Origin of the sequence: Paenibacillus sp. CH40 (assembly GCF_024213605.1) — a bacterium.
Taxonomy (GTDB): domain Bacteria; phylum Bacillota; class Bacilli; order Paenibacillales; family Paenibacillaceae; genus Paenibacillus; species Paenibacillus polymyxa_B.
The window spans coordinates 192,757-219,641 of the sequence record NZ_JANAVQ010000001.1 but is presented as its reverse complement, the minus strand read 5'-3'; the positions used below and the strand labels follow the sequence as shown (position 1 = coordinate 219,641).

Annotated in this window: 20 protein-coding genes; 6 read left to right on the top strand and 14 right to left on the bottom strand. The window is 38.8% G+C overall.

The genetic code is table 11. The features are described 5' to 3' along the window. Positions 1-36: 36 nt before the first annotated feature. The 3 genes from NLX73_RS00885 to NLX73_RS00875 form a co-directional block, all read right to left on the bottom strand. Complete coding sequence (locus tag NLX73_RS00885; RefSeq protein ID WP_254325119.1) at positions 37-1,719, bottom strand: DNA adenine methylase; 1,683 nt, start codon at positions 1,717-1,719, stop codon at positions 37-39. A 114-nt stretch (positions 1,720-1,833) separates the two neighbouring features. Beyond that, positions 1,834-3,717 carry a hypothetical protein gene (locus NLX73_RS00880; protein WP_254325118.1) on the bottom strand — a complete coding sequence of 628 codons (1,884 nt, stop codon included), beginning with the start codon at positions 3,715-3,717 and terminating at the stop codon, positions 1,834-1,836. 19 nt (positions 3,718-3,736) lie between these two features. Then, entirely contained in the window at positions 3,737-6,211 is a 2,475-nt protein-coding gene (locus NLX73_RS00875; protein ID WP_254325117.1) for an ATP-binding protein, read from the bottom strand. Between the two features lie 671 nt (positions 6,212-6,882). Here NLX73_RS00875 and NLX73_RS00870 point away from each other — a divergent pair. From NLX73_RS00870 to NLX73_RS00850, 5 genes are all read left to right on the top strand, one after another. Beyond that, positions 6,883-10,023, top strand: coding sequence for a zincin-like metallopeptidase toxin domain-containing protein (locus NLX73_RS00870; protein WP_254325116.1), 3,141 nt, complete (start codon positions 6,883-6,885; stop codon positions 10,021-10,023). Continuing rightward, the gene (locus NLX73_RS00865) at positions 10,016-10,585 is read left to right on the top strand and encodes a hypothetical protein (RefSeq protein ID WP_254325115.1); all 570 of its coding nucleotides are present in this window, start codon (positions 10,016-10,018) and stop codon (positions 10,583-10,585) included. Before NLX73_RS00870 ends, NLX73_RS00865 begins: the two co-directional genes overlap by 8 nt. Before the next feature lie 431 nt (positions 10,586-11,016). Then, on the top strand, positions 11,017-11,142 hold the full coding sequence (locus NLX73_RS25040; RefSeq protein WP_367997071.1) for an immunity protein YezG family protein: 126 nt from the start codon (positions 11,017-11,019) through the stop codon (positions 11,140-11,142). 284 nt (positions 11,143-11,426) lie between these two features. Next, positions 11,427-12,125 (top strand): Imm3 family immunity protein, encoded by a 699-nt coding sequence (locus NLX73_RS00855; protein ID WP_254325114.1) that lies wholly within the window; start codon positions 11,427-11,429, stop codon positions 12,123-12,125. 664 nt (positions 12,126-12,789) lie between these two features. Next, on the top strand, positions 12,790-13,149 hold the full coding sequence (locus NLX73_RS00850) for a putative zinc-binding protein (protein WP_013311396.1): 360 nt from the start codon (positions 12,790-12,792) through the stop codon (positions 13,147-13,149). Between the two features lie 551 nt (positions 13,150-13,700). Here the strand turns inward: NLX73_RS00850 and NLX73_RS00845 are convergent. The 4 genes from NLX73_RS00845 to NLX73_RS00830 all read right to left on the bottom strand — a co-directional run bounded on the left by NLX73_RS00845 (position 13,701) and on the right by NLX73_RS00830 (position 17,724). Then, entirely contained in the window at positions 13,701-14,825 is a 1,125-nt protein-coding gene (locus NLX73_RS00845) for a serine hydrolase (protein WP_254325113.1), read from the bottom strand. A gap of 620 nt (positions 14,826-15,445) precedes the next feature. Continuing rightward, the gene (locus NLX73_RS00840; RefSeq protein WP_254325112.1) at positions 15,446-15,970 is read right to left on the bottom strand and encodes a VOC family protein; all 525 of its coding nucleotides are present in this window, start codon (positions 15,968-15,970) and stop codon (positions 15,446-15,448) included. A 51-nt stretch (positions 15,971-16,021) separates the two neighbouring features. After that, on the bottom strand, positions 16,022-16,648 hold the full coding sequence (locus tag NLX73_RS00835; RefSeq protein ID WP_254325111.1) for a type 1 glutamine amidotransferase family protein: 627 nt from the start codon (positions 16,646-16,648) through the stop codon (positions 16,022-16,024). A 113-nt stretch (positions 16,649-16,761) separates the two neighbouring features. Continuing rightward, the gene (locus tag NLX73_RS00830) at positions 16,762-17,724 is read right to left on the bottom strand and encodes a helix-turn-helix transcriptional regulator (RefSeq protein ID WP_254325110.1); all 963 of its coding nucleotides are present in this window, start codon (positions 17,722-17,724) and stop codon (positions 16,762-16,764) included. A gap of 372 nt (positions 17,725-18,096) precedes the next feature. Between NLX73_RS00830 and NLX73_RS00825 the strand changes: the two genes are divergently transcribed. Beyond that, on the top strand, positions 18,097-18,519 hold the full coding sequence (locus NLX73_RS00825) for a hypothetical protein (RefSeq protein ID WP_061828757.1): 423 nt from the start codon (positions 18,097-18,099) through the stop codon (positions 18,517-18,519). A gap of 472 nt (positions 18,520-18,991) precedes the next feature. Here NLX73_RS00825 and NLX73_RS00820 read toward each other — a convergent pair whose 3' ends face one another. From NLX73_RS00820 to NLX73_RS00790, 7 genes are all read right to left on the bottom strand, one after another. Further along, positions 18,992-19,873 carry a carbohydrate ABC transporter permease gene (locus NLX73_RS00820; RefSeq protein ID WP_254325109.1) on the bottom strand — a complete coding sequence of 294 codons (882 nt, stop codon included), beginning with the start codon at positions 19,871-19,873 and terminating at the stop codon, positions 18,992-18,994. A 55-nt stretch (positions 19,874-19,928) separates the two neighbouring features. Next, entirely contained in the window at positions 19,929-20,810 is an 882-nt protein-coding gene (locus NLX73_RS00815; protein ID WP_039273005.1) for a carbohydrate ABC transporter permease, read from the bottom strand. A gap of 32 nt (positions 20,811-20,842) precedes the next feature. Further along, on the bottom strand, positions 20,843-22,186 hold the full coding sequence (locus NLX73_RS00810) for an extracellular solute-binding protein (RefSeq protein WP_254325108.1): 1,344 nt from the start codon (positions 22,184-22,186) through the stop codon (positions 20,843-20,845). Positions 22,187-22,320: 134 nt separating this feature from the next. Next, positions 22,321-23,121 (bottom strand): response regulator, encoded by an 801-nt coding sequence (locus NLX73_RS00805; protein ID WP_254325107.1) that lies wholly within the window; start codon positions 23,119-23,121, stop codon positions 22,321-22,323. 2 nt (positions 23,122-23,123) lie between these two features. Beyond that, positions 23,124-24,890 carry a cache domain-containing sensor histidine kinase gene (locus NLX73_RS00800; RefSeq protein ID WP_254325106.1) on the bottom strand — a complete coding sequence of 589 codons (1,767 nt, stop codon included), beginning with the start codon at positions 24,888-24,890 and terminating at the stop codon, positions 23,124-23,126. Between the two features lie 279 nt (positions 24,891-25,169). Next, a complete protein-coding gene (locus NLX73_RS00795) occupies positions 25,170-26,162 on the bottom strand; it encodes a Gfo/Idh/MocA family protein (protein ID WP_254325105.1) in 993 nt (330 codons plus the stop codon). A 213-nt stretch (positions 26,163-26,375) separates the two neighbouring features. Further along, complete coding sequence (locus NLX73_RS00790; protein WP_013311410.1) at positions 26,376-26,819, bottom strand: HEAT repeat domain-containing protein; 444 nt, start codon at positions 26,817-26,819, stop codon at positions 26,376-26,378. Positions 26,820-26,885: the final 66 nt, after the last annotated feature.

The window sequence follows — 26,885 nt, the reverse complement described above, 5'->3', positions numbered from 1 at the left end:
AAAAAGTATGTCCCTACAAGGCAACAACTTGTAATACTACTGTTTTTGAACTACCAAAATATGTTCCTGCATCATTGTCTTTATTTCACTATTTCTTGTAGCTGTGGAATTGATATGGTGTGGCATTCTTTTAAATGAATATTGTCTCTGCAAAGAAGTAATTTGCTTATAATTTAAATCTTTAAACCAATCATTTAGGATTTGAGCCATATTGACATTAATTTCACCTAATACTGTTCTATGCCCAACAATCCATGCTTGTAGTCCACCGAGTAACAAGATACTATCTGTCTCTATTACAACTTTGTATAAATCTTTGAAAAAATTTATAACTTCAACTATTCTTTTAGGTTGAGATTTCATCTTCCTAATTATTGTTTCTTTAACATAAGGAAGCTTATTATTTAGCTGCTGAGTCCTCCGATAACGTACTTTATGCCTATTATCAAGTAAATCTAGTATAAATCTAGAAGTCTCATATTTAGCAATTTGCTTAATTTTCTTATCTGAAAGGTGCTTAGCGGAATTTTTTATTTTTCTATATATATCAAGCCTTACTCTTTCAGTAATCAATATTTTTAATTCTTCATTATTAAGTGCTTCAATAATATATGAATATCTATTATTGTTCTCGATCATCAGATTTAAGCTATCGAGAGTTTCAGTTATTTTCTTCTTTCTTTTATTTGTAATTATATTCATTTCCTCTATAAGATTCCTCATCGTTTGTGAGCTTAATATTCTTTCATCATCAAAAGTAAAATCAGATTTCTTCCCTCCTAAGAGGTGTTCGTCACAATTATCAGAATAAACCTTTATTCCCAAATGTACTTCCATTAAATCTTTCATCCATTGCAGTGATAACTTTGAATATTGACCATATGCTACTGTGCTTTTAGAATCCCCATAAGGAGGCGATGTTAGTACCAAGTCAACTCGCTTATCCTTCAAGTAAAATAAATCCTTTGCATTAGCAAGATGTATCTCTGAGATAGTTTGTTCTTTATATTGTTTATTTGCTTTTTCTAACAATTCCAAAAGATTTTTCATCTTTTCTTTAAAGACTTCAACTGCATCAACCTTAAATTTTTCTAAATCAGATGGGGATATTCTGTATAACTTAAATTCTCCATTTCTCGTTAAAGAAACTGTTCTTATAGTAGAACTGAAAGCAATTAATAAGATAAGTGCAAATGTTCCTTTGTACTTTTTAGTTCTTTTTTTCAAAAATTGATTAATCTTATCCTTAATAAAAGAAAGTTCCCTTATATTCTCCCTTTTAAACCAAAACTCAATATTTTCGAATTTTTCAATAATAAATGGAGTGTTTTTATTCAATTGTAAACTTGATAAATCCTCAAGAAGTATATTAATTTGTTGCTCAATGTACCCCGTATTCTCAATTAATAGTACTTTTACTTTAGATAGCATTACTGCAAGAGGATTTAGATCGGAACCAAAAAAATCTAATCCTAACACCTTTGATTCTAAAGCAACAGTTCCGCTCCCAACAAACGGATCCAGTACAGTTGAAACATTGTAATGCTCTTTTAGATTTAAAAGTAAAGAATGAACCATATCTGGGACAGCCTTAGCTGGATAAGAATGAATGTTTCCAGTTGAAGAAAAAAATGATGTGTAATTATTCTCTCCTGAGTAATTTAAATCTAAATTCCAAATATCAGATTTCTTACTTTCAACAACACTTTCTCGATTCAAATTAAACCATCTCCTTGCCTGGAGTGCGCTCCAGGATTAAGCCGTACACTTAATCCATGTGTACGGCCATTCTAGCAATAATTTTATCAAAGATAATTACTTTCTAAAAGCTATTTATGCTCCGGGAATAGATGTTAAGCCTATTCTACTCATGTGGTTAACTTTTGTTTGAATTAACTGCAACGTCCTTCTGGTTTCTAATCTTCCAACTCTCTTTATTTCAAATTTCCTGTTTTCAAGACTAAGTCTCACTGTATATTTTAATCCAGCCATGATATTGACTAGGCGTTGTGTATGATCACCCATTTTTTCACCAGATAAAGTAGCCGCCACCTCTGGTAACATTATATTTTCAGGAATATAAGTTGTTAATTTGTCAACATTATCAATCCAATTAGATAAATTATTTTTATAGTAATCGTTAAAATAATAGGTTTTAAAAGATTCGATATCCGTAATATCATCTGGTAAGACAGCCCAACCCTCACTATTTAATGAACATAGATCCAAAATCCTAGAATCAATAGTTAATAGGGTATTTTTTGTGTCAGGGATTAGTAAACAATGCTCTCCATTAAGAAGTACTGGCCATAATCCTTCCCCATCTTCAATTTTCCCTTTAGCTTTTACGTCTGTTTTAGAAAATACTAGACAATCGCAAAGTAGTAACGTTACTAATTTTGTATTTCTGCCACATTCTTTAATTTCATTACCCTTTGGCCTAATCGGTAAATCACAATCAGTTGTCACTAATATCCCATATTTCTTATCACTAGATTCATAAGTATCAAACACAAACACATCACCAGTCATTATATCAGTATAAGTAGCATTTATAGTATAGTTTATTAATCCATACTCGGGCAGCCCCTTAAAAATACTAGGATCTGTTTTCTTTCTGGCATTATTATTGCGGTAATTTTTAATACCTTGAGCTTTTATTTCCGCAGATATTTTTTCATTTTTTATTTTTGATAATGCTAGTAAATTTTCATATATTTGTGGATTACTGCGAACAGCCTCAAATTCAATTTTATTCAAAACACTTTGATGAGTTCTTTCTAAAACATCAAGAAAAATTTCACCTTCAACAAACGAGTCTCCATAAAGGACTTCAAAAGTTTCCTCAGGCAATTTTATTAAATTTAGAGTAGCCTTTTGAGTTATCTCATGCTTTTTCTCCAAATAATCATGTAACGAATATCCAAATGCTGCTTTTTCAAGAGTAGATGTGATAGTCTTTATTAATTCACCATCAGCCTCTCCTTTACTTATGGCCCACAACTGAAAAGGTATTAAATATTTACTTGCTTCATTATCAGGATGAAGACTTAAATTATTCTGCTCTATATATGACTCAACGTAACTTACTTTTGTGTCATGTTTTTTATACATTTCAAGTTTTTCATGAGAATATACAACAGCAATATCGTGACAATTAGGGCGAGATGTATTAATATCAATTATCGTTTTAATAACTACATCTTTTTCTTGATCACTTTCCCCCATGTTCATATCCAATAAGAACAAAATTCTTCCATCTACATCTTTAACGTTAGCGAGATCAAATCTATTTGCGAATGTTTTAACTGAAACCTGTTTGCTTGATTCTACCTTATCAAGAACTGATTTTAACATGATCAAAGGATTACTTTCTCTTTCTTTGTTAATAACTTTAAGAAACATTTTTTTTAGTCTCTCTATTTCCTTTCCAGTGGAATTTAGTATTTCATCCACAGTTGAAAGGTCTTCATTCAATAAATAAGTTTCCTCTGGAGCTAATATTTTTATTGCAAACTTAGCTGAAAATTCATTATAATTTAATGTTATTAATTTTTTCTTTTTCTCCTCCATTTCTTCTTCTAGCCTTTCATTACTCCACTCATCGTCATACGAAAATATATGTTTAATATCCAAATTTTTCAACAATTCGTCTAACTCATTCATATATGGATCTTTCTCCACATCTTCTTTTTTTTCCATCGGATGGATCATCATATAAAAAACACTCCTAATTTCATTTAAAAGCTAGTATAAACTTATAGTAATTACCGAATTTATTTTTATTAGTTTTATCTAAAAATATAGTTGCATTAATTGAACTTATGAGTTCCTTAACTATATATAAGCCCAACCCTCTTCCATCTTGTTTCATACTTTCATATGGTTGGAATAGAATATCTTCTATGTCTCTATGAACGCCTGGACCTGAGTCATAAACCACCACTGTTTTATTAAGATCATCTATTTCAAAAATAATTTTCTTTTCTTCTCCTGCCATAGAAACCCAATATAAAGAATTTAAAAATAAATTATCAAATATAGTGATTAGCAAACCTTTATTAGCTGCTATAACAAAATCATTTCCTATCACATTTACCGAGACCTTATTCATCGATGCCTTTTTCGCCATTGGATTATTTCCAATATACAAGTTCTTCAGAAGTTTAGTAATCTCAATTGATTCTAATATAAGACTATTCTTCTTATATGTTGGTTCAAGATGTTCCAATTGTTGTTGCAAATAAACAACTTCTTGTATAATACTATCTTGGTAATCTAATAATTCATCTTTATTATCATCATTTTTCATAATGATATCCTTAGAATTTTTAGCATAATAACGAATATTAGACTCAATACGATGTAATTCATGTGTTAAAGACTCAACAATCATTCCTTGGCCTGCCAAGCCTACAAGTGCTTGTAAATCAATAATCCGCTGATTTATGGTGAAATTCTCTTGCTTCCGCTCTTCTTCGTCCTCTTCATTTAGTTTTTCAAGTTGACTGATTTTACCTTCAATTTCTTTTAGCTTTATCTGAAAAGTGTTATCATTCGATACACCCTTTTCACTCAAGTCATTTGTAACTTGTTTAACATGTGATAAGATATTTTGTTTAAGTTCAACTCTATTAGTTAATCTTTCAAAAATTATATTTTTATCAATTGATTCAACCTTCGTCGAGTTCTCTTTAATCTCTTGAACATTAAAATTAGCTCTTAACTTTATATCCTGTCTTGTAACAATTTCAGCAATAATCGAGCGTACTAATGTAAAAAAATTCTTTCCATATTCATCTTCTATAAGTCCAAAACGATTTGTCTGTTCAGTTAATTTTTCACTACTAATGCTGTCAAGTTGAACATAACCAGAAATAGTATGTTCTTTTAATGCATTAGCTTTTAATCTTTGTGACCTTGTAGTTACACCCAACCAGTCATAGTCTGGACCATAAGGAAATATTCGGAAGTCATTTCTAAACAAATACACTCCTACTGCAGCTTGCCAAATCGACTTTAGTTCCTTAATTGTTTTAAAAGCCATATTATTTTGCTGCAATAATAATAGCGACTCATTATATGCTTCTCCTGATTGATCACTAATAAACAACTTACCCTTAAAATCGCCCGGATAGGCTAATTCCTCAATTCCTTTTTTAGTATCATAATGTTTTTGGAGTTTAATTTCTTTTAAATACGGGAATTCAATTCCTAACTCGTCAGTTTCTAAATCAATTACTATTTTCTCATCTTTCCCAAAATACTCCTCCTTTATTTTATGTTTTGTAAAACCACGATCTATCATTCTATTAATAAAGTCTTTTAATAATCGATCTATATACCGTTTTTTAAAAAGCAAGTTTATCTTAAGAATCTTATTTTCTAAAAAGAATTCAACCATAATATCGCTCATTTTATCCAATACATTTTCATCAATTTTACTATTAGAAAATGGGATACCGTCAATCTCAATATTTACTTGGAACCTTTGTTTGTTATTTTGAACAAAAGGATTCACCATTCCAAATATTTCAGTATTTATTCTTGTTTGTAATTTTCTGTTGATATACCAAAAATCAAGATTTCTTATGCCCTCTATAATGATTTTTGTCCCATAACGAGGACTATCAGTAAATAAGTATGAACATTTAGCTTTAATGCTGGATAAATCTCCTTCAGACTCTTTAAATTCATTCCAGTTTATTTCTAGTTTATATTGGTTATATTTTTTTGAAAACTCAACATCCTCTTCTGATACAATGCCTTGTATTCTCTCAATACGTGGTGTTGTCACCAAACTAAGATAATTTCCTAATCTTTGAATTGACAGCCTTCCTAATCCTTTTTCACCAAGTGTGCGTCTATTAAAATGTGGCGAGTATTTAAAATTCTTTTTAAAAGAAGTAGAGATTCTCAGAAAATTTTGAGTCATTAGGCTCTTCGTCATCCCATTTCCGTTATCTTCAATCACTATACGACCTTGACCATGCGGAGTTTTTACAGTGGTATTTATATTAATTTTTACTGATGTGCAATCAGCATCATAAGAATTCTTTATTAATTCAGCTAGTGCCACAAACTCATCTGAAATTAGCTGTTCTCCCAATTGATAAATAATTCTAGCAGCGACACTAACACCATGTTCCTCTTCAATAGGATCAGTCTCCACTAATTGTACAAGATCATTATTATTACCAAACTCATCCATGGATATCACCCAACCCTCCGGTTTGCTAAATTCATAGAAAATTTTCTCATACCACAAGACTCTATGTAAATACGAATACACTTACTTTACCATATTCAACCTAGATAGAGTATAACTTCCTCGATAAAATTTGAGACTAATTACCCAGACGAATAGAACGAATTGATTTTTTATATTCATACAATAGTTTCATACGTTTACATAATACGATCAATGAAAAAATATAAAAAATGTAACACCGAAAATTTCGAAATAGTACGACCTACGATCTACATTAATTAATATAATTGTGATTGTTTGCTATACAACTTTTTCCCAAACTATCTAACTTAACGTTCTCTCTCAATATATTTCGTCTATTGAGATGACGGAAGGAACATATATCCTCTGCTCTACGTTTCCACCAAATCTCCTACTACAAACACATTGAAAATCCCCCAATGAATGGATCATTCTGTAAACTAAATCTCTCTTTTAACCGATAAATACATATGCTGGGTTGCTTATTAAATATCACCTCTCGTTCCTTTATAGCGTACAAACCTTGTAATACATATCTATTTTGACTCACCGTTGTACCCATCTGCTGCTTCTATAATCAGAAGCAATTGCAAGATGACGTGCTTTACTTGGAAATACCCATCGCATCTAGAAAGGAGTTATGAACTCACTTGAACGTATTATCAGATGGGATCGGATATGAAAGCCTACGCTTTTATGGTCTCTTTCAGCCACTACACATCGAACAACTTCAAATAACACGCACCATTAATGATCATGCCTTTCTACATATCAGTGGCATACTCTCCGAAGAACAGGGAGCAGCTTGTATCGGTCAAAATATGGAGCAAGAGCCCATTGTGATTCGTCAGTTGGACGATCAGGGACAATCACTGAGAAGGCTGTTCCATGGGATTGTTACACGTATGTCCGTACACTGTGTGCGAGGCGTGTATACATTTGAACTGGAGGCCGCTTCCCATTCATACCAGATGGATATTAAACGTAAAAGACGCTCCTATCAAGATATTCACCGTACTTATGATGATCTGGTCACTGCGCTGGTTCGAAAATATCAATACGGAGATGCCATTGATACGGTAAGCAACTCTGCCAAACTAGAGACATTTGTTTTACAATATGAGGAGACCGATTGGGCGTTTTTAAAACGTCTCGCTTCTCGCTTTGGCTCCGTACTCGTGCCAGAGGTAACCGCAGCCTCGCCCAAGGTTTTCTTCGGGATGCCCGAAGGCAAGCAGCATAAGGTGGAGCGGGATGTATTTTATCGAGTACGAAAAACGTTTCATGAGCTGGATACGGAAAAGCCAGGAGAACGTGCTAGCTCGTATGTCACCTATATGATCGAAAGCCTACAATACTATGCGCTGGGTGACCTCATCACGTTACCCATTGGACAAGGCAAAGAACTGGTCGTGGTTCGAGCAGTGACAACCTTAGCAGATGGCTTACTGCGCACCCGTTATGATCTTCAAGCCGAACAGGATATCCGCTATGCCCGGTACGAAAACGATCAGGCCACCGGGATTTCGTTGACAGGAACGATACTGAAGGTACAGCAGGATTTTGTACAGCTTCAACTGGACATCGACCCGAAGCAAGATCCTGCCAAAGCGTGCTGGTTTCCGGTGTCCACCCGTTATGTCGCCGAAGAACATAGTGGCTGGTACGATATGCCTGAAATCGGGGAACAGGTGGAACTGTATCTGCCTACCCACCGTGAACAAGATGCCTATGTCACGGATTCACTGCGACAACAACGCCACGCAAATGGACAGCCGAATGTGAAGGTATGGCAACATGTGCAAGGTAGCGGCGTAGAAATGTCTGAGCATGAGCTGACCCTATCCACCTCCGGTGAATTTTCCATTACACTGCATGAAAGTAGCGGCATTACCATCGACAGTCCGGGGAATGTGCAGATTCAGGGTGGTCACGTGAAACTCAATGCTGGCGAGGAGCTTTCACTAGAAGCTGGAACGGCGCTATATCTAAAAGGCGGAGCCAGCAGCATGGTACTGGATGGTGAAACGGATACTAAAGCTCCGGTGATATATCAGGAAGGTACGGTGAAGGCACCTGTTTTCGTAGCCGACCTCCCTCCTGTACCTGAGCCGCCATTGATGAGCATCAAAGCATACGAGGCGGCGCAAGCTCCATCGACAGCTAAGACATCATCAAACAGCACTCCTACCGCCAAAGTGACAAGTCCAGCTGCACTTCAACAAGCCAATTCTTTGTTGGGTACGGTGTCCAAGCTATTAGGCTCCATTCCAGTGATGGGAAAAGTGGCTGGCGTTGTTGCGGGAGCTTTAGGTGGGCCTGCGACGGGTGTCATTCTGAAAGCAACCGCAATGATCCCCGTTCGGAGCAAAGGAACAAGTCACGCTGGTGGTAGTGCTCCTAAAGGTGGTTTGCATCCACTGAAGCATCTGGCTAGTTTAGCGCTCCAAGGGCTAATAAGCCAATACGAGCATGAGCGGGCTAAGGAAGCCTATTATAGCAAGTGGATTTTGGGGAAAGTGTTTACGAGTGCACGTCATATAGTGCATTCTGGTGGCCCATTAGAACTGATTCAAAACCTGCTGAAAGAGTCAAATGCCATGGCTCAAGCGTATCAGCAAGTTCCTAAAAACATTCAGAAGAAATGGCTCCGAGACTATGAGGAAAAACAACGCCTTCAAGCAGCACAAACGCAGAAACATGAGAATCCAAAACTTGCATTATGGAGAGAAAGAAAAACTAGTGAATATACTTCATATTGGAATCAAACTGATTATTTTACAGCCAACTGGTGGCAGGATGAAACTAAGCTGAAACAAGCAGAGCAAGCACTGCGCACTGAAATTACAATGAAGCGCAAACTATCACTGTATGATATTAAAGATCCTAATAAATTGGCCGCCATCCAGCGTATCGTCAATGCAAAACGCACACACGTATGGGATGAAGGAACTCTCAATGCCATTGAAGATGGTTTAGTAGCGATGGGTGTGGACTCTACAAATGCTATTGAGTTGGACAAAGAGAAAATGGATGCACTCATTACTCGATACAATCAAGGCTTTATTGGACAAAAATCTGGAGATTACATGGAAAGGACAGGCTTAAGCGATTTAGTCGAAGACACGACTTATGGGATTGTAACAGCTCGTATCGGTATGGGGACTGCGGGAAGGTCTTCTTCTAGGTCCAGCCAGCCACCTATTGTAGAGAATCCGCCTGTAAAACCCAAACCAAAAGGTGGTCCAGGTGTAAACAGACCAATTGATGAGGGGACTCGTAATGGTGGTATCAAGGCTCGGACTACTGATCTGGATCAGGCAGAATGGGACACAAAAAGAGTAAGTGGAAATGTTTTTAAAATTGACGAATATGGTAATAGAAAAATACGTACATCAGACTTTAAAAAATTCAAAAAAGATATGGATCAATCAGGGATTAAAGTTGTAATTGACAAAGAAAAGGTACCAAAAAATAAAGCTGGAGGTTTTGACCCTGAAACAGGAATCATGTATTTTAGAGGAAAACCATCTCAAATAGCGGCCTTTCATGAAAGCGTACATGCAAAGCAATGGTTAGAATTGGGTAAAAATAAATATTTAAAACAAAGTATCTTAGAAAGAGAAGAACATGTCTACAAAATAATAATGGAGAATAAAAAGAATTTTACAAGAGCTGAGTTAATTGCTACTGAACGATACATTTATAAACTGAGGAATAATGGACGTAAGGCGCCATTTGGATGGCCACCTGCAAATTCTGAAATATTTAGGGGGTGTTTAGATGAGTAATCCAAAATTTTCTGCATTGCAAGCGTTAAATGTTGCACAAGAGTACATCAACAAACGTAACAATAACTACAATCATTGGACTATTGATAGTGACACAAACAAATCTGTTCAGTATTATGATAATTTTTTTGCATTGACTGGTGGTGCTTGGGTTGTTGAGGTAGACTTCAAGGATTTTGAAGAGTTTCTGGTTATTTCTGATGAAGAAAAGGTAATTTCCTTTTCTATATTAGGGATTGATAGAAATAAACTACCTAAAATATATACTCAATTAACCATAGACAGATTGCTCCAAATTTCTAGAATTTATAATGACGAGTACCAATTAGAGGGAGTAATCAATTCCAATTCTGGCGAGTCAATAGCTTTTTATGAGAAATTTGAAGGTGTTGAAGGGTACTCTTGGATTATTGATATAAAAGTACCACCTTCACCGTTTGGTGGTGGTGATATGATAAGTCTTGTTCTTTCAGATGAAAAAGAGTGCGTTGAATATATGTTTGATCCTTCAGGGTACCCGGTTACCCCTCATTTAGAAGATGATGAAGATGAAGATGATTAAGAAATATTTTGTATGCTACTTTTTGAAATGTGTCACTACCAACCTATTTGGTTGAATAGCAGAGCTAAAAACTTTCTTTAAAAACGGACGGAATCTATTGTAGTATTACACGGCAGTTACATTGTGAGAGCAAGATCGTATAATACAACAAACCAAACATAAAACAACTTGACAAACATGCTTGGTAAAATTTCAAGGCTTATTCTAACTCAATCTAATGAGTTGGAATAAGCCTTTTGCATGTCAAAATTAGTAACTACATAACATAGCAAGTTAATTCCTACACAAAATAGTAACTTACCATCCCTCCCCTTCATAAATACAGTCATAATTCTATTAGATCCGTTAGTTAATAGTGAGTACGTACTCAATAAATGGCGGTAGAACTCAAAAAGTTACAGTAAAAAATAAAAGTGGAGGTCAAGAAAGTTATGGAGAACCAAATGGATCGGTTGTATCCTCAAGTTGCAGAGCATGCTTTAGATATGATACCTGACGACAAATGGCATGAGATTTATTGGTATACTGAAATATTAGACGACTCTAGTAATGCATAATTTTATTTTAATACTTCTTAAGAATAGAGATTTTATATATTTCCATGATATCCCTGAAACATATAGCGTAAGTGAGAAAGTTTATAATGACTTGTTATTAGAGTTACAAGTCAAACCACTTATACAAACTGACGAATTTCCTTTTAAACCTGACAATCCAATATTTAAGGCAACCGAGAGGCTCCTGATGCTGCTAGAAATATTTGCTTAAGAGATGCTGAAACAAAGTATGAAATATTAAATAATATTGCGTATAGATAGGATAACTCTGGAGGTTTTTATAAATGGTTTATGGATATGAAGAATATTTAGAATACATCAATGAAAATTACCAAGATTATAAAAATGAAGAAATGATGAGTAGTAAAGAAGCAATTGCAAGAACATTCTATGATTTTGAAGGATTGATGAATAGAAGTGAAACAGACAAAGCTTTAATTAATGTCGTTTACGGGGAAATATTATTAACTCTTCCAAGAGTTTTGTATACTGTTAAAAACAATTTAAGCAAAAGATTGTCTGAACTAGATTTTAATTTAATTGAGCAAGAACAAAAATTAACCTCCGAGCAATACAGAGACTTATTTAATCGTAAGAATTTTGTATTACAACAGTTGGAAAATAAGATATTAGACTATTATCCAAGAGTATGTTGGTATTACGATGAATTGACAAATGAAGTTAATGTTTTCTTTAAACAAGTTAACGAAGAAAATGTCTTGGCGGATGAAGTTATTTCTAGTGTATTTCAGCGATTTGAACGTGATTGTAAAAATACATTAAGTGAAAAATTAATCGTGTACACAACACTAGCTGAAAACTTATTAGACCAAGGGCTATCAAAGATTGATGGGCTACAACTAATTAAACAAGAATTACAGCAGTTTAACATAGCAGATATTTTTGAAGAACAATTGTTAGAAAAAGAAAAATTAGAACTAGATAAGCGAATTAAAAACGTATTAAGCCAAGTTTCCTCATAGTAGTAATAGATGGTTTAAAACTTCATTGATCAGTTACTACTACAATTCCCCCATAACTAAACGAAAATTTTCCAAAGCTTATTCCAACTTGAATCTTTGAGTAGGGATGAGCTTTTTTTACACAAAAACAATGACTTGTTATCTCTCCTCATCAGAGTTTAACATAAACACACTAAACTACGGTGGGCAAATATGTTATGTCAAATTGGCCAGATTGGTTTAAGGAAGCACTACGCCAGCGAACAACAGAATTCATGTTCATCAAAAGATGAGCATCTATTCACCAAAATTGGCTTTGGGTACTTTCAAAATGTTGCCCCATGCAGAATTTTGGGCAGAGAGAATCCGTCGGACACTTTTAAATTCAAAAGATTTAGTAATTTCTTACTTAAAGAAATTTTAATGGTGATTAAGGAAGACTATCCAGATTTATATTTAGATAGGGCTAATTCTCTATTAGAAAAATTAAAGTTAAAAAGGGGGATCTGGCTGAATTGTATACACACAGTTAGCCCTATAAGGATTTTACAAAATGTTGTCGTGATCATGATCACGGTTTAGACTGTAAATTTAAGTTAAAATACAAACAATTTTAAATTTTATTTCATCTAAAACCAAAGATACTGTGATGGATCACAAAGAAAAAACAAGGAAGTGTACAAAGATGAAAAGAACTGATTTACCTCTTGTCTATTCATGTTCTGGATGTTCCTCCGCAGCACAAACCGCTAACATGATCGCTATACAAATGGATCGAGAAAAAGTCGCTGAAATGTCCTGCATAGCTGGTGTTGGTGGTGATGTCAAACCACTTGTCAGAACAGCAAAATCGGGACGTGACATTATTGCAATTGACGGCTGTCCCTTGTCCTGTTGCAAGAGTTGCTTAGCAAGGCATGAAGTTCAACCCAAACACCATTTCTTGCTGTCTGACTTTGACGTACCCAAGATAATAGGTGAAGATCCTAACCCCGATCATTATAGGAATGCTTACACACAAATCTTAGAACAAATTGGACAATAATTCTTAGTCAAAATTAAGGTGTGTATCGAAAGATGGCTCTTATTATGTAACAATATCATAAATTAGTTTTTACTGGTGGCTCCTAACACATCTTTAAGGGCCACCAGTATTTTTTTATACAGCAACATCTTTTTAATAAGAGAATAATTATCGAATGTTTAAATGAATTTGTCTCACAATTTAAAATTGACAAAATTCCTATGCGTCCTTGTACAAAAGAAGATTTTTTTATGTACCAGACTTAAAGAGCAATTAGTTTGTTAACTACTCCTAAACTATCAAGCTTTATTTCTTAATGTCAACATGTAATGTTCCATTGATCGTAGTGGTATTTACTGCAGCCCCTAGAAACCTGGTACACAAATTCTCAAACCGTCGTTTTAAAGGAGTGGAGATAATGTATGAAATACTAAATAAAATACAAATAAAAACTTGATACATCGCTAATAAACCATAAAGAGACACGAAATACGATTTTTAAATGGAAAGTAAGCCATGATCCAGTAAAGTATAAGTGGAATCAGCAGCATTTTTACAAAATAAAAAAACATTCAATTACTTCCCTTATCATATGATAATTTGCTTCTTACCTCTTCTTGAAATGCAGTATCCGTTAATAATTTGTAAAAAAACAAATCCAGCTTCTGCTTGAGCCAAATATGATCCACCCCAGAATCATCTTGAATAAACATGGCTAGTTGAATGTCATTTCCTTCCCGATCCGTACAATATAAAGCCTCTGTTAGAACAGAAATGGTAGATCCACCTTTGTTTCCGAACTCTATTAACTTGGAGTTATCCACTTGTCGCTGAATTAGCATTTTTAGATATGGATTTATAGTAGAAGGAACCAACTCCTCCTTGTGTATGAGCTTCATGAGGTAAGCATATTCTTTAGTCGTTGAACGAGGAAGCTTGCGCGATTCCAGCACTTGAAGCTTTCGTACATAATTCTGCCTGGTGTTCCATTTCTGAATACATTCTAACCCCTGATCACGATTTAAAATCTGATGAATTTCAATAGATTTTTTCATATATTCCTCGTAGCTCATCTCACTTATCTTTTGTATCGACTCTTTAAAGCCTATGTTTTCGGTCTCTTGGATATAAGGAGACATGAATCCCGCAGATGAAAAAGGAAAGATTTTATCATGAGAAGAAAGTGAGAGTTTCATAATATTCTCATTTATCTTATCCAAACCCATTTTCGCCATTAGAAATTCTGTATTAGCATTGGAACTATATGCTAACATACCGTGAGTAATATCCAATAACGTAATTTTACCTTGAACCTCTTTATGGTTTGCGCGAATGGATTTGATCCAGTTATGATGAGCGTTACCATCGGAACCAGGGATATAAAATTTATTTAATTCCTCTAAAGGAACAAGTTCCTGCTCGTCTAATATTTCCGCCGCAACTTGGCGAGCAAATTCGATAGCAATGATCACTTTGGCCGTGCTGGCAAGCGGCATTTTAACTTCTGAGTTATAGCTGATTTTCTCCATACCATTTTTGACCATATACAAAGATGCTTTACTCGGATTTTCCTTTAAAAAGTTCAGAACATCCATTTCTGTTTTCTTATTATTTTGGCGCTTCGCAATGAACAAAAACAGGATACATATGAGAACAAATATTAAAATTATAGCTACTAACAATAAAATTATTTTCATACTTTGCTCCTTAATGGACACGCTTAGGCTGAAGTTCACATAAATCATCACAGTTCCCCACAGGGATCACTTTTCTTTTAGAAGCTATATAATCATACAAATAACCGCCTATACCCATTTTTTGAAAATAATTATAAAGGGAACCGCCCACCATAGATATGGTATTATTGTACAAATTTGTGCAACAGAGTCAATTTCGCGTTGTATTTTATTGGGATCATTCAGTTAGAAACTATGCATTCGCCTTTCTAATTCATTAACAAACAGGACACCAACCATCATAGAAAACCAGAATTTGTTTGTGTTGAAAGCTTACATATCCTAATCTTCTTGTTTTTCTTCGAATTGTAATTGATATTTTCCGGAAACTGATCTTTATAAAATGGTATAACTTTTTATATTTTCAAATCGAACCCCTTTTCCAAACTTTTTCTGCTATGCATTAATCGTTATTATTGCTCTTCAAGCCTTATGTACCAGACTTGAAGAGCCTCTCTCCATTTATCAACTAGATCCTCATTGAAGAGCAAAATACCAATGCTTCCTATATTCAATCTTTCCTTAACATCATTTTAGCAGATAGTCACTTTTAACACTTTTCATCAAAAAAGTGATTGCATTTATTCTCCACTAAAGCTTTTGGCCCATTCAGCAACCCTACGACTACTTTCTTCTTCGGACAAATCCTCGATCCTGGTCATAATAGACCATCTTACTCCACAAGGATCCAATATACTTCCGAATCGATCACCTGAAACAAAGTTTGTAACTGGTTCCCTTACTTTTGCTCCTCTTGCTACCGCATTTTCAATTACCTGATCAACATTCATTACGTAAATTCCGAAAGAATAACACGCATTCTCTGCATCTGGCGGCAAGACCAATTGATATGTCGGATTCGCTGCTCCCAGCTGCAAAAAACCATTCCCAAAATCTAATTCAGCATGAACAATTATTTTATTGCCATTCTCATAAGGATATTCAGTAATATCCTTAACCCTTGCATTGAAAACCGTTTTATAGAACTCTATTGCTTCCGAAGGATTCTTCACTGTAATAAACGGGGTAATAGACGTAAAACCGTTGGGTATTCCCTTCTTTGTATATTTACCTGACACTCCCACATATTCTCTGCTTTCAGTCATTTTTACTCCTCCTTTAAATGATCGTAACAGTTCAATTTTATGCTTATACCTTTATTGGATTGAATTCATCAACTCATAGTAATATTTGGATGCGCGAGTCTTATTTAGACTATACCAGGCTTCTAATGTTTTAGAAGAAAACACACCCAGAGCTTTCAAAACGTGTACGGAAAATTCCAACGGAGCTGTTCCAGATGCAGTGATCAGTTTTCCATCCGTTACAGCAGACTCCATTTTGTAATAATTTTCGCCCGTGTAGGTGGGACATATCATTTTAAGGTATTCCAGATCATTGCTTGTATGCCAACGTGAATTCAGCAATCCTGCCTGGGCAAGTCCCATGGTAGCACCACAAATCGCTGCAACCCATATCCCTTCCTCTAAACACCTCTCAGCGATTTTTAAGATGGGTTGGTGAATGGTTTCTGTCCATGTATTACCACCAGGTAAAATCAGTATATCTGTACTTTCAATGCTGCACTCATCCAGTGTGATGTCAGGCAGGATTTTCAATCCGCCCATGGTAGTGACAGGAGTCTTCTCCATTCCCACGGTAACTATTTTGGATGGGACCAGCCCCTTTTTATAATACCTTCCCGAGTTCAGTTCGGCAGTTAAGTAACCGATCTCCCAGTCTGCCATTGTGTCAAACACATAAAGATATACTGTATTATTCATTTGCAAGTTCTCCTTATTTTATAATTTATCAAGTGATACCAATCATCCTTCGGTAATCAATGATTATCATCATTATAAAAAAGCTTCACTGACATCTGCTGTCAGTGAAGCTATTAACGTTGATAGTATTCCATTAACTCCGACGCAACAGCAACAAGCTTTTTCTTCAAACTCTGTGGTTCGATGACTTGAATGGACTTCCCGTAGGGTAGGAGTAAATAAGGGACATATGTATGAAGTGATTTTTCCTCAAGCAAAAAGATGGCTTGATTGGATGTCCGCTCTTTCAGATGATGCCCCAAAAACCAATGCAGACATAAGTCATCCAATGCCTCTGGCCTGCCTTCGATCATTAAAGAAATTAAACCGTCCTTGCCTACTAAATCAGGTAACAGATTGTGCATAAAAAATTCACGGGCCGAAAAAGCTTCGGAACGCTTAAATAGGGTTGGAGTACGCTTGATTTGTAGAATCCGATCTGCCCGAAAGCTACGGATCTCATTTCTTAGGTGACAAAATGCAACAGTGTACCATTTGTTGTTCCAGTAAACCATTCCATAGGGGTCTATCACCCTATTCTTGGGTTGTTCTTCATGGCTTGTGCGATAATCCATTTCTACAGAGAATTCGTTGGCTACAGCTTGCTCCAATTCCGCCAATATCGGCTGAAGAGAAGGGTCTCCCATGCGGTTAATCACTTCAAATCCGGCTAAATGACGGCTAAGTATACTTTCCTGCTCTTGATTCGAATACATTTTCAATTTTGATGTCGCATTGCCTAATGCCTCACTCAAAGGGTATCCAGCCTCTTTTGCAAAAATAGCAGCATGAAGGAGTGCCTTTTTTTCCTCCATATCAAATAGTAGAGGCGCTCTGATAAAATTATTCAGCAAGCTATACCCGCCATTATGACCTGGGTCGGATATTATAGGCACTCCACTGGCACATAGTGCATCAATATAACGATAAACTGTCCTTATATTTATTTCTAACTTTTCGGATATTTGTTTTGCAGTCATTTTTACGCCCGAATTCAGCATCCATAGAATGGCCAGCATATTATCGTTTTTTGGCATAATATGAACCCTCATCTCTCATTAAAGTTCAATCTTTTATAAATATCTTTTTATACTCTCTCTTACTACCTATTATATGCTTTTTTCTACTCAAAACTCCCCTCCGGTATCTCCTACTTCCAGAAATACACATTGTAAATACCGCTTCCAATGGTTCATTCTGTAAACTAAATCTCTCTTTTAACCGATAAATACATATGCTGGGTTGTTTATTAAATATCACCTCTCGTTTCTTAATACCAAACAACCCCCGTAATACATTACATATCTATCTTGACTCACAGTTTGTACTCATCTGCTGCTTCTGTAATCAGAAACGAATGCAAGATGACGTGCTTTACTTGGAAATACCCATAGAGGGGAAATAAAAAAATGAATCTTAAAGAAATTGAGAAATTACCAGATGTATTACCAACAGAAACATTAGCATTGATGTTTCAAAACGTATTGAATGAATTTAATACTGGTAAAATTGAGAAAAAGGATTTTTTATTAATTCTTAGCCAATTAACAGATAGACAAGTTATGACCTACGAGTTATTGGAAAGTGAAGTAAGAAATAGTATAGATAAGATTCTTCACAGGTTATGGAATACTGATTCTTATGATGATGTAGATATCATTCTTTCAATTGTTGTAAACCTCGGACTAAAGAATTGCTTTCAAAAAATTAAAGATTCAATAAATCAAGATAAGAATATAAATAAATTAATATTGGAAGAAATAATAGAAGCAATTGAGGAAGTTGGTGAAAATATTTCGAATCCATATCATGGTTTAGAAAGATTCAAATAAGCCATGTCAATAGCTTGTTAATAACTTCGGACAAATTTAATTTATAATATTAACAGATATGCAAACCAACAACTTAACACAAATATGATAGCCTTTTAAAGGCACAGTCCCACTTGAGATACGAGTAGGAATGTGCCTTTTTCATGCCAAAAATAAGCAGTCAATTAGCAGAATGAATCCCAATTCCTATATGTATAACACAACTTGCCATTCCTCCCTATCAGGGTTACCAACCACATCATAACCTCTGATCCATTCACACAATTGGTCGGTAAATAAATATCAACACGTTCGTTTGCTTTCCATTTAATTTCTGAAAGGACTTAAAATTATGGAGCTACTTCATTAAGTATTCCCTTCAATTCAAAACCAGACTTACACAAAAATGCCCCCCTAGTATTCACCGGACAAACCAAGAGGTTTGTTCCAATGTCTACACTAGAGGGTGCTCTTCTAATCAGGGGAATTTGTTTTACCCCTTAACCGACCCGGCCGCGATCCCTTCCACAATCCGGTCACTCATGATGAGGAACACTAGCAAAATGGGCAAAATGCTGATCATCAACGTAGCTCCGATAGCTCCCCAGTCGGTCGTATATTGTCCGATAAAGTTCTGGACACCAACGGTCAGTGTTTTGTTTTCGTCCGAGCTGATGAACGTATTAACGAAAATAAACTCATTCCAGTTATAGATCATGTTAATAATAGATGTCGTTGCCATGACAGGGGTTGTCATGGGCAGCACGATTCGGAAGAACATCCGGTTGACGGAGCAGCCGTCCATAACGGCCGCTTCTTCCACTTCACGGGGCAAGGCGTAATAGAAGCCCAGCAAGATCATCATCGTTGTCGGTAGATTAAAAGCAACATACGACAGGATGATGGAGAGTGAAGTATCTGTTAAATGCAATTTGAGAAACATACTGAACAACGGAATCAAGGTGGAATGGACTGGAATCATTAGTCCGACCATAAATAGCCCGAGAACCAGCTGACTTCCTTTCCACCGCATACGCGTAATGGCAAACGTTACAAAGCTGGCCAGCAGCACCGTCAACGCCACGGATATGACCGTAATCCACACACTATTGAAAAAATACCGCCCGATATTGCCGCTGGTCCACACATTCATATAGTTCTCCCAATGCGGCTGGGACGGGAGTGCAAACGGCGGAAGGTTAAACACTTCCTGATTATTTTTAAGCGAGAACAACATCAGCCACACCAGCGGTAAAAGCTGCGTCACCGCCAAGATGATTAAAATGATATACAAAGCGGCATAACCGACCCGAATTAACATTTTGCCGCGGGTAGCGACTCTAAGCGGATAGTTGGCGGCTGCCTGGGTTTTCATATCCGTTCCTCCCTCTTCCTGTCCTTTGTTACCCTCATCTATTAGCAAGACTGCATTATGAATACTGGATGGTGTCACTCGTAGCCGTAACCTTGCGAATCAGCCACGTAGCGATCAGACAGATGAGCAGCAGGGCAAAGGCTGTGGCGCTGCCGTATCCAAAATCAAAGCTGCGGAATGCCTGGTGATACATGTAAGAGGCCATCACTTCACTGGCTCCATTCGGTCCACCGTCCGTCATGACGTAGATGAGGTCAAAATATTTGAGCGAGCCGACAATGGACAATATGATCGTAACGTTAATCACCTCGCGCAGCAGGGGCAATTTGATACGAGTCGCAATCTGCCAGGCACTGGCCCCGTCGATTCGGGCAGCCTCCATCAGCGTTTCGGGAATGTTTTTCAGCCCGGCATAATAGATCAGGATATAAAAGCCTGCATATTGCCAAATAATCGGAATGAACAAAGCAAACAGCACCAAGGACGGATTAGCTAACCATTCAGGCGGATTGTGGACTCCGACCGACGCCAGTATGGAATTGAACACTCCGTTCGTTGGATGATACATTTTGAGCCACAGCTGTGCGATCGCTACAGATGACAACAGCATGGGAATCAGATAAATTTTCCGCAGCAGATTCGCTCCCTTGATTTTTCCTGACAAAATCATCGCAATGACCAGATAACCGATCAGACTGATGCCTGAAAACAAGGCCAACAGCAGCGAATGCCAGGCACTTTGCCAGAATGCACTGTCAGTGAGCAAATGTTGATAATTGTCCAGCCCCACAAAAGTCATAGAGCCGATTCCATTCCACTGATTCAGGCCGTAATAGCCGGTCAGTACGATGGGTACATATATTACGGCGAATAACAGCAGCAGAGAAGGCAATACATATAGAGCAATGACAAGCTTATTGGACATGACCTTTTCCACGGTCGGACCTCCTTAGGTGGTCAATTTCAGTTTCAATTTTCTTTCTCGATGGCAGCCTTATGCCGCTCGGCAAATTGTTGCGGTGTCACCGCTTTACCAAACAACGCCTGAATCATATTCAAATGTACCTGCGCTGCATTCGGCTTCATCTGTACATCGGCGAACAATGTAATGCTGCTGGCTTGATTCAGTCCGTTCAGCAAATCGACATACAGCTTGGGCAATTTTTCTTTGGAGGTGTCCACTTTCGTCGCCGGAATTACGCCCGCCTGTGTGACCGATTGCTCTCCCCACTTGACTACGAAGTATTCAACGAACGCTTTGGCCTCTTCTTTTACCTTGGAATTTTCCGAAACGAACAAACCTACTCCCGGACCTCCTACCCAACTGTTCTCGTTGCCCTTGCCGCCTTCAACCATCGGGAATTTAAAGAAGCCAATTTGATCTTTAAATGCTTGCGGGATTGCAGGATTGGTCGTAAAATTCGGCAATTCCCAAGTAGCCATTAAATACATAGCCGCTTTGTCGTTCATAAACTCGGATTTTCCCTCATCATTGGACAAGCCGTTAAATCCTTTGTTAAAGGCATTCATATCCACAAGCGTCTGGACTTCGGAGGCCGCCTGAATTAAACCAGGGTCATCAAACGATCCTGAGCCGTCAATCGCTTTTTTCAGCGTTTCGTTACCTGCTATACGGTCCGCCAGATACATATACCAGAGCGAGCCGGTCCAGCGGTCTTTATTGCCCAATGCAATCGGTGCAACTCCATGATCCGTAAGTGTTTTCACAACTTGCTTAAATTCGTCAAATGTCGCAGGTACCTTCAAGTTGTATTTTTGGAATATGGCTTTGTTATAATAAATAGGTGTAATGTTCAATTCAATCGGAAGCGCATACGTTTTGCCATTCAGCGCATAAGCTTCGGTCGTTCCCGGTACGAATTTGTCCTTCAGCTTGGAACCATTCAACAGGTCATCCATCGGCGTAAATAATCCACCTTTAACGTAAGGCTCCATAAAACCCGCTGCCCAGGTGATGCCGATATCCGGCAATTCATTGGAAGCTGACAGGACTTTGAGTTTGTTTTTATATTGTTCATTCTCCAGCACTTCCTGCTGAATGACGACATTCGGATGATCCTCTTGGTATTGATCTATAATCTGAGTCACAAGCTTGCTCTGCTGTGCCGAACTTCCCTCTGGCCACAGGTGCATCATTTTAAGTGTAACCTTTCCCCCTTCTCCACTGGAACCGCCTTGACCATCCTTGCCAGCACCGCAACCGGATAGCACCAGTATAAATGACAGCAGCAGGGTCAACCCAGCAAACCATTTTTGATGTGAGCGCTTACGCAAACCATACTCGTTGGACATCGTTAGACCTCCGTTTATTGTATTTATATTTTTGTAACCGTTATCATTTGTAAGTTTAGCACTTCATTCCTGCTTCCAACAGGGTACACTCATTGGGTATAATTCCACTTTTATTGGGTTTGATCTGCCTACTGTCAGTCAATATTCTCTGGTCCTGTACGCATCTGCTGCCTGTAGCGGCTAGGACTTATCCCCTCGGTCGCTTTGAATACTTTAATAAAATATTTATCTGTCCGGTAGCCTGATCGCTCGCCGATTTGGGCAATCGTCAACTGGGTATGCAGCAGCAGCTCCTTGGCTCGTTGAATCCGCAGTCGATGCAGATATTCGCTGAAGGACAAACCACTTTGCTCCTTGAATAAAACACTAAAATAGCTCGCATTCAGGTGTGAATGCGCGGCAGTCTGCGCCATCGTAATGGATTCGTGAAGATGCTCCGCCATATAGGTGAAGGCACGTCGTACCGCATCACTAAGAGTAGCCGCCTGGAGATCAAGCTCTAGCAGAACAGGGTCTGCCAGCTTGTCCAGCTTCTCGTACCGCTGCCGCTCCTCTTCCAGCCGAAGCGCTTCATTGACCGCATTCAGCAGCTCCTGCTTATCAATCGGTTTGAGCAAATAATTGACGGCTCCCAGACGAAGAGCCTGCTGGACATAATCAAACTCCGCATAACCCGAGATGACAATGATCGCTGGTCGTCGTGAATCTCGTTGCAGAGAGCGGATTAAATCCAGCCCACTGAATTCCGGCAACCGGACATCCGTAATCAACAGATGAACCGTCTCCGCTCGCAGTATAGTTAATGCTTCCAAACCATTATCGAATGTCACAATCCGGTATTTCCCGGCGGCCCATTGCTCCAATGTCTGGTGTATCCCCTGACGTGTTCGCTGTTCATCGTCTACAATGACAATGGTTTTGGATGAAACACTCATTCCTACCGCCCTCCATATTCATCAGGAATTTCAAAAGCGACCACAGTTCCTTCCTGCTCAGCACTATGTATCAGCACACCGTCCGTTGGATAAGATGCGCTGTCATAATAGAGCGTGAGCCTGCGCTGCACATTCACTAGTCCCATACCGGTTCCCTTGCTCTGGCAGGCTGCTCCCCCCATCAACGCTGTACGCACAGCTGCAAGTTCTTCCATTGTCATTCCAGGTCCGTTATCTATGACCGCGATCTTGGTCCAACCCGATCTGGTCGAAGGAGTGACACTGATTTCAACGCGGCCGTTGCCGATGCGATTTTCGACACCATGCAAAATGGCATTCTCTAGAATAGGCTGGATCAGCAGTTTAGGAAGCGGAATTCTGGCTGCCTCTGAAGGCATATGAATTTGCCAGCTCAGACGTTCACCCAGACGCATCTCCATCAGTTCCAGATAACGACGGATTTGCGCCATTTCTTCCCCGAGGGTCACCCAAGAGTCATGATGAGCCGGTTCGATAACATAACGAAACAGCCGCGACATGGACACCATCAGTCCCGCAAGCTCCTCCTCTCCCTTCTCCTGTAACGACCAGTTGAAAGCATCCAGCGTATTAAAAAGAAAATGCGGATTGATCTGTGCCTGCAGAGCTTTAAGCTCGGTCTGGCTTTGTAAAACCTCCTTCTCGCAAATAACCCGGATCAATTCATTGATATCGACAATCATCGTATTGTACTCTGCGTTCAATTCTCGTAGCTCGACTGCTGCTGCCGGTTCTGGATTCAGGGCCAATGCCCCTTCCCGTGAACGACGCATCGCCTGAATCAAGTGACCTATCGGTCTTGTAATCAACGTAGACAACATAAAGGACATAAATAGGAATAGCACGGCACCAAGAGACGCAGAAATGATAAGTGTAGTCCGTAAAACCGTAATTCCGTCTGTGACGACGCTAACTGGAATCAGGATCAGCAGCGACCAGCCCGTCCGCTCCGACTGCTGAACCGCCTTCACATATTCCCGCTCCCCAATATGAACCGTCTGTGTCTTGCTATGCAGTACACCTGACAAATCCGTCTGGTTCATTGGTTCACCCGACAGCAGCTGGCCTTGACGATCTACAAGCAGCATGGTTTCATCCGCTTCTTCATTGACTGTTGACGCACCATTCAGTCCAAAATAACTTCGCTCCATACGGGTAATCAAGTACCCTCCTCGTGAGAACCAGCGATCCACCAGGCTCACCTGCCGAATTGCCAGCAGTGACCGAGGGTCTTCGGGATCAATACCGATCCAGACCAGTCTTCCTTTCATCTGATTCGCTTCCCGGATGTCTGCCTGTCCAATACGTTCCTCCAGGCTGCCCTCTCTAATCGGAAACAACATCTTTCCTTCGGCGGTATACAGCTCCAGTGAGCCGACACTCGGCATATATGCCTGATAGCTATGCATCACTTGCAGTAGGGATTGACGCTGTCCAAAATTTACCTTGCCCCCGTTACGCTCCTCCAGCAAAATATGCTGAACAGACGGGTGATTCGCGACCTGCTCCGTCAAGCTGTCCATCTGGCCGATTAATGCATCCAGCCTACCGCTTGCTTGTACCGCGGTCTGACCAATATGTCGCTCGGCACTGTCTTTTAACAGGTGAGATACATTGAGATAAATGAACGCCCCTGCTACACTCATCATAATGAGCATCACTAGTATAAATCCGATAAAAATCTGATTACGTAATGTGTTTAATGGTTGAAACCTTGACCTTGAACGCATATGCCTTCTCCCCCTGAACCATCGCAGAAAAAATGGGTGATGATAACGCTTTCCTTTTCTTATTCTATCGCATCATTCGTCTTTGTTGGCGTATTTTCAGCAGAGATTAATTAAAATGGGCAGGAATGCTATGAAATAGAAAGATCGTAGGGTAAACGAAAAAAATGACTCCCGACAAATGCAGGAGCCATCTACTGACCAGTTAAACCGAAGCTTCTTTCAAATCACCCAAACTAAGGTACCGTCCAGGCTCCGAAACTTGTATATGAAATGGGTATCCTATTGGAGCGCAGCCAAAATGCGGTCGCACAGTTCCATCGTTTTCACGTTGTCCCGTCCACTTGAATCAGGCGTCCGTCCTTCTTGGCAGCAGTTCATGAAATGTGCGATTTCACCAACAAAACCGCGCAAGTACAAATCACGGTATCCGCCCGACATCGCGGAGGCTGACGGTGTCAGAACCGTATCATTTTCCGCAAGGGATTTCCAAGGAAGCTCTGTATGACTCTCCGACTTGTGAATGATCAGTGTGTTCACTTCATCCGCGTTCGCAAAACCGTGATCAAAGGTTACCGTGATCCCTTCACTCTCGCGTGTCCATGCTGTCATACCTGCGAAGTATACGCTGCCCACTACACCATTTTTAAATTTCAGGGCAATCGTATGGGAAATACACTCACCGTTATCGTTCGCAAATCCGGTAACCTGTACCACTTCCCCGAACAAATAACGTACCAGATCGACCATGTGGACCGCCGCCAGCTTCATGAAATCTTCGCCGGTTTTACAAAACAGGGTACTGTCCACGAGAAATTTCGCCTGAAATGAGCGTGCGGCTCCAAGCGAGCCACCCTCAATCCATTCTTTTAATTTTATGTATACAGGTGCGTAGCGCTTCATGAAGCCGACCATCAGAACAACGCCTGCTGCTTCTGCCGCATCTGCAATTTGGGCCGCTTCCTCCGCATTCCAACCCAGTGGCTTGTCTACAAAGACATGTTTTCCAGCCTTAATGCAGTCTAGTACGAGCGAAGGATGATCTGCCGCTTGTGCAATCACGACAACTCCATCACAGTCTTCCTGCTCCAGCATAGCCTTGTAATTGTCATAAGGTGTGCCGCTGCTTCCAAACCGCTGAAGTGCTGTCTTCGATCTGCTTAGATCTCTAGTCGCAATCGCCTGAATTTCAGCACCTGCCCCAATAACAGCAGGATATATATTGGTTGAAGCGTGAAAGCCCGCCCCGATAAAACACAGCTTCGCCTTGCTCATGTTAGTCCCTCCCATGTACACACTAAAATAATCCGATCCCATCGTACCATATTGCCGAAGTATATATACAGTGGCATAAAGATAAAGGGCGTGATTCTTAAGGAGAACAAGCTAAAAAAACCTTAACAAAGATAATCCCTTATCCTTGTTAAGGCTCTGTCTGCATCACCAGTATTGATCCTTAAATACACATTCAATTACAGGGTTCAGACATTATCTTGTAGATAACGAAGCCCATTTTTGCTCCAGCCACTGATCAAATTCAGCACCCTTGTCGCCTTCATAGATGTCATAAATATCGACTCTCATCTTGTGCAGCTTCTCGCGAAAATCGTTATAGGTATGGTCGGCTGGCAGGCTTTTTTTAATCCGCACCAGAATCTTCGTCAGACCCTTAACAAGTTCACCCTCTTTGCGCACAGGCGGCTGTACATTCTCGCCCCATTCCTGAAGTCTGCGGTAAGCGGCTTCCTGAACGGCATATACCGTATCATTATTCAAACGGTGTGTCAGCAAGTCAATCGTCTGCTGGTTCTTCCATGCACCCAGATCATTTACCGCGGCTAGGCGTGTTTTCCAATCGGAGGTTCGGTTTGCAGCTACTTTAAGCTGCTCATATACTTCTGCAAATTCTTGCTGAGTTTCGTTGTTTTCCAAAATCATCTCATCCTTTTCTAAAAATCACTATATTACTGTTCATCACGATTGCCGTTTGTTAAATAT

Bases quoted from the DNA above. Each gene is read 5' to 3' on its own strand.
- NLX73_RS00830 (WP_254325110.1), bottom strand. From the start codon at position 17,724: ATGCCAAAAAACGATAATATGCTGGCCATTCTATGGATGCTGAATTCG.
- NLX73_RS00855 (WP_254325114.1), top strand. From the start codon at position 11,427: ATGGTTTATGGATATGAAGAATATTTAGAATACATCAATGAAAATTAC.
- NLX73_RS00880 (WP_254325118.1), bottom strand. From the start codon at position 3,717: ATGATGATCCATCCGATGGAAAAAAAAGAAGATGTGGAGAAAGATCCA.
- NLX73_RS25040 (WP_367997071.1), top strand. From the start codon at position 11,017: ATGGAGAACCAAATGGATCGGTTGTATCCTCAAGTTGCAGAGCATGCT.
- NLX73_RS00820 (WP_254325109.1), bottom strand. From the start codon at position 19,873: ATGAAAACCCAGGCAGCCGCCAACTATCCGCTTAGAGTCGCTACCCGC.
- NLX73_RS00840 (WP_254325112.1), bottom strand. From the start codon at position 15,970: ATGACTGAAAGCAGAGAATATGTGGGAGTGTCAGGTAAATATACAAAG.
- NLX73_RS00835 (WP_254325111.1), bottom strand. From the start codon at position 16,648: ATGAATAATACAGTATATCTTTATGTGTTTGACACAATGGCAGACTGG.
- NLX73_RS00805 (WP_254325107.1), bottom strand. From the start codon at position 23,121: ATGAGTGTTTCATCCAAAACCATTGTCATTGTAGACGATGAACAGCGA.
- NLX73_RS00795 (WP_254325105.1), bottom strand. From the start codon at position 26,162: ATGAGCAAGGCGAAGCTGTGTTTTATCGGGGCGGGCTTTCACGCTTCA.
- NLX73_RS00810 (WP_254325108.1), bottom strand. From the start codon at position 22,186: ATGTCCAACGAGTATGGTTTGCGTAAGCGCTCACATCAAAAATGGTTT.
- NLX73_RS00845 (WP_254325113.1), bottom strand. From the start codon at position 14,825: ATGAAAATAATTTTATTGTTAGTAGCTATAATTTTAATATTTGTTCTC.
- NLX73_RS00865 (WP_254325115.1), top strand. From the start codon at position 10,016: ATGAGTAATCCAAAATTTTCTGCATTGCAAGCGTTAAATGTTGCACAA.
- NLX73_RS00875 (WP_254325117.1), bottom strand. From the start codon at position 6,211: ATGGATGAGTTTGGTAATAATAATGATCTTGTACAATTAGTGGAGACT.
- NLX73_RS00800 (WP_254325106.1), bottom strand. From the start codon at position 24,890: ATGCGTTCAAGGTCAAGGTTTCAACCATTAAACACATTACGTAATCAG.
- NLX73_RS00825 (WP_061828757.1), top strand. From the start codon at position 18,097: ATGAATCTTAAAGAAATTGAGAAATTACCAGATGTATTACCAACAGAA.
- NLX73_RS00850 (WP_013311396.1), top strand. From the start codon at position 12,790: ATGAAAAGAACTGATTTACCTCTTGTCTATTCATGTTCTGGATGTTCC.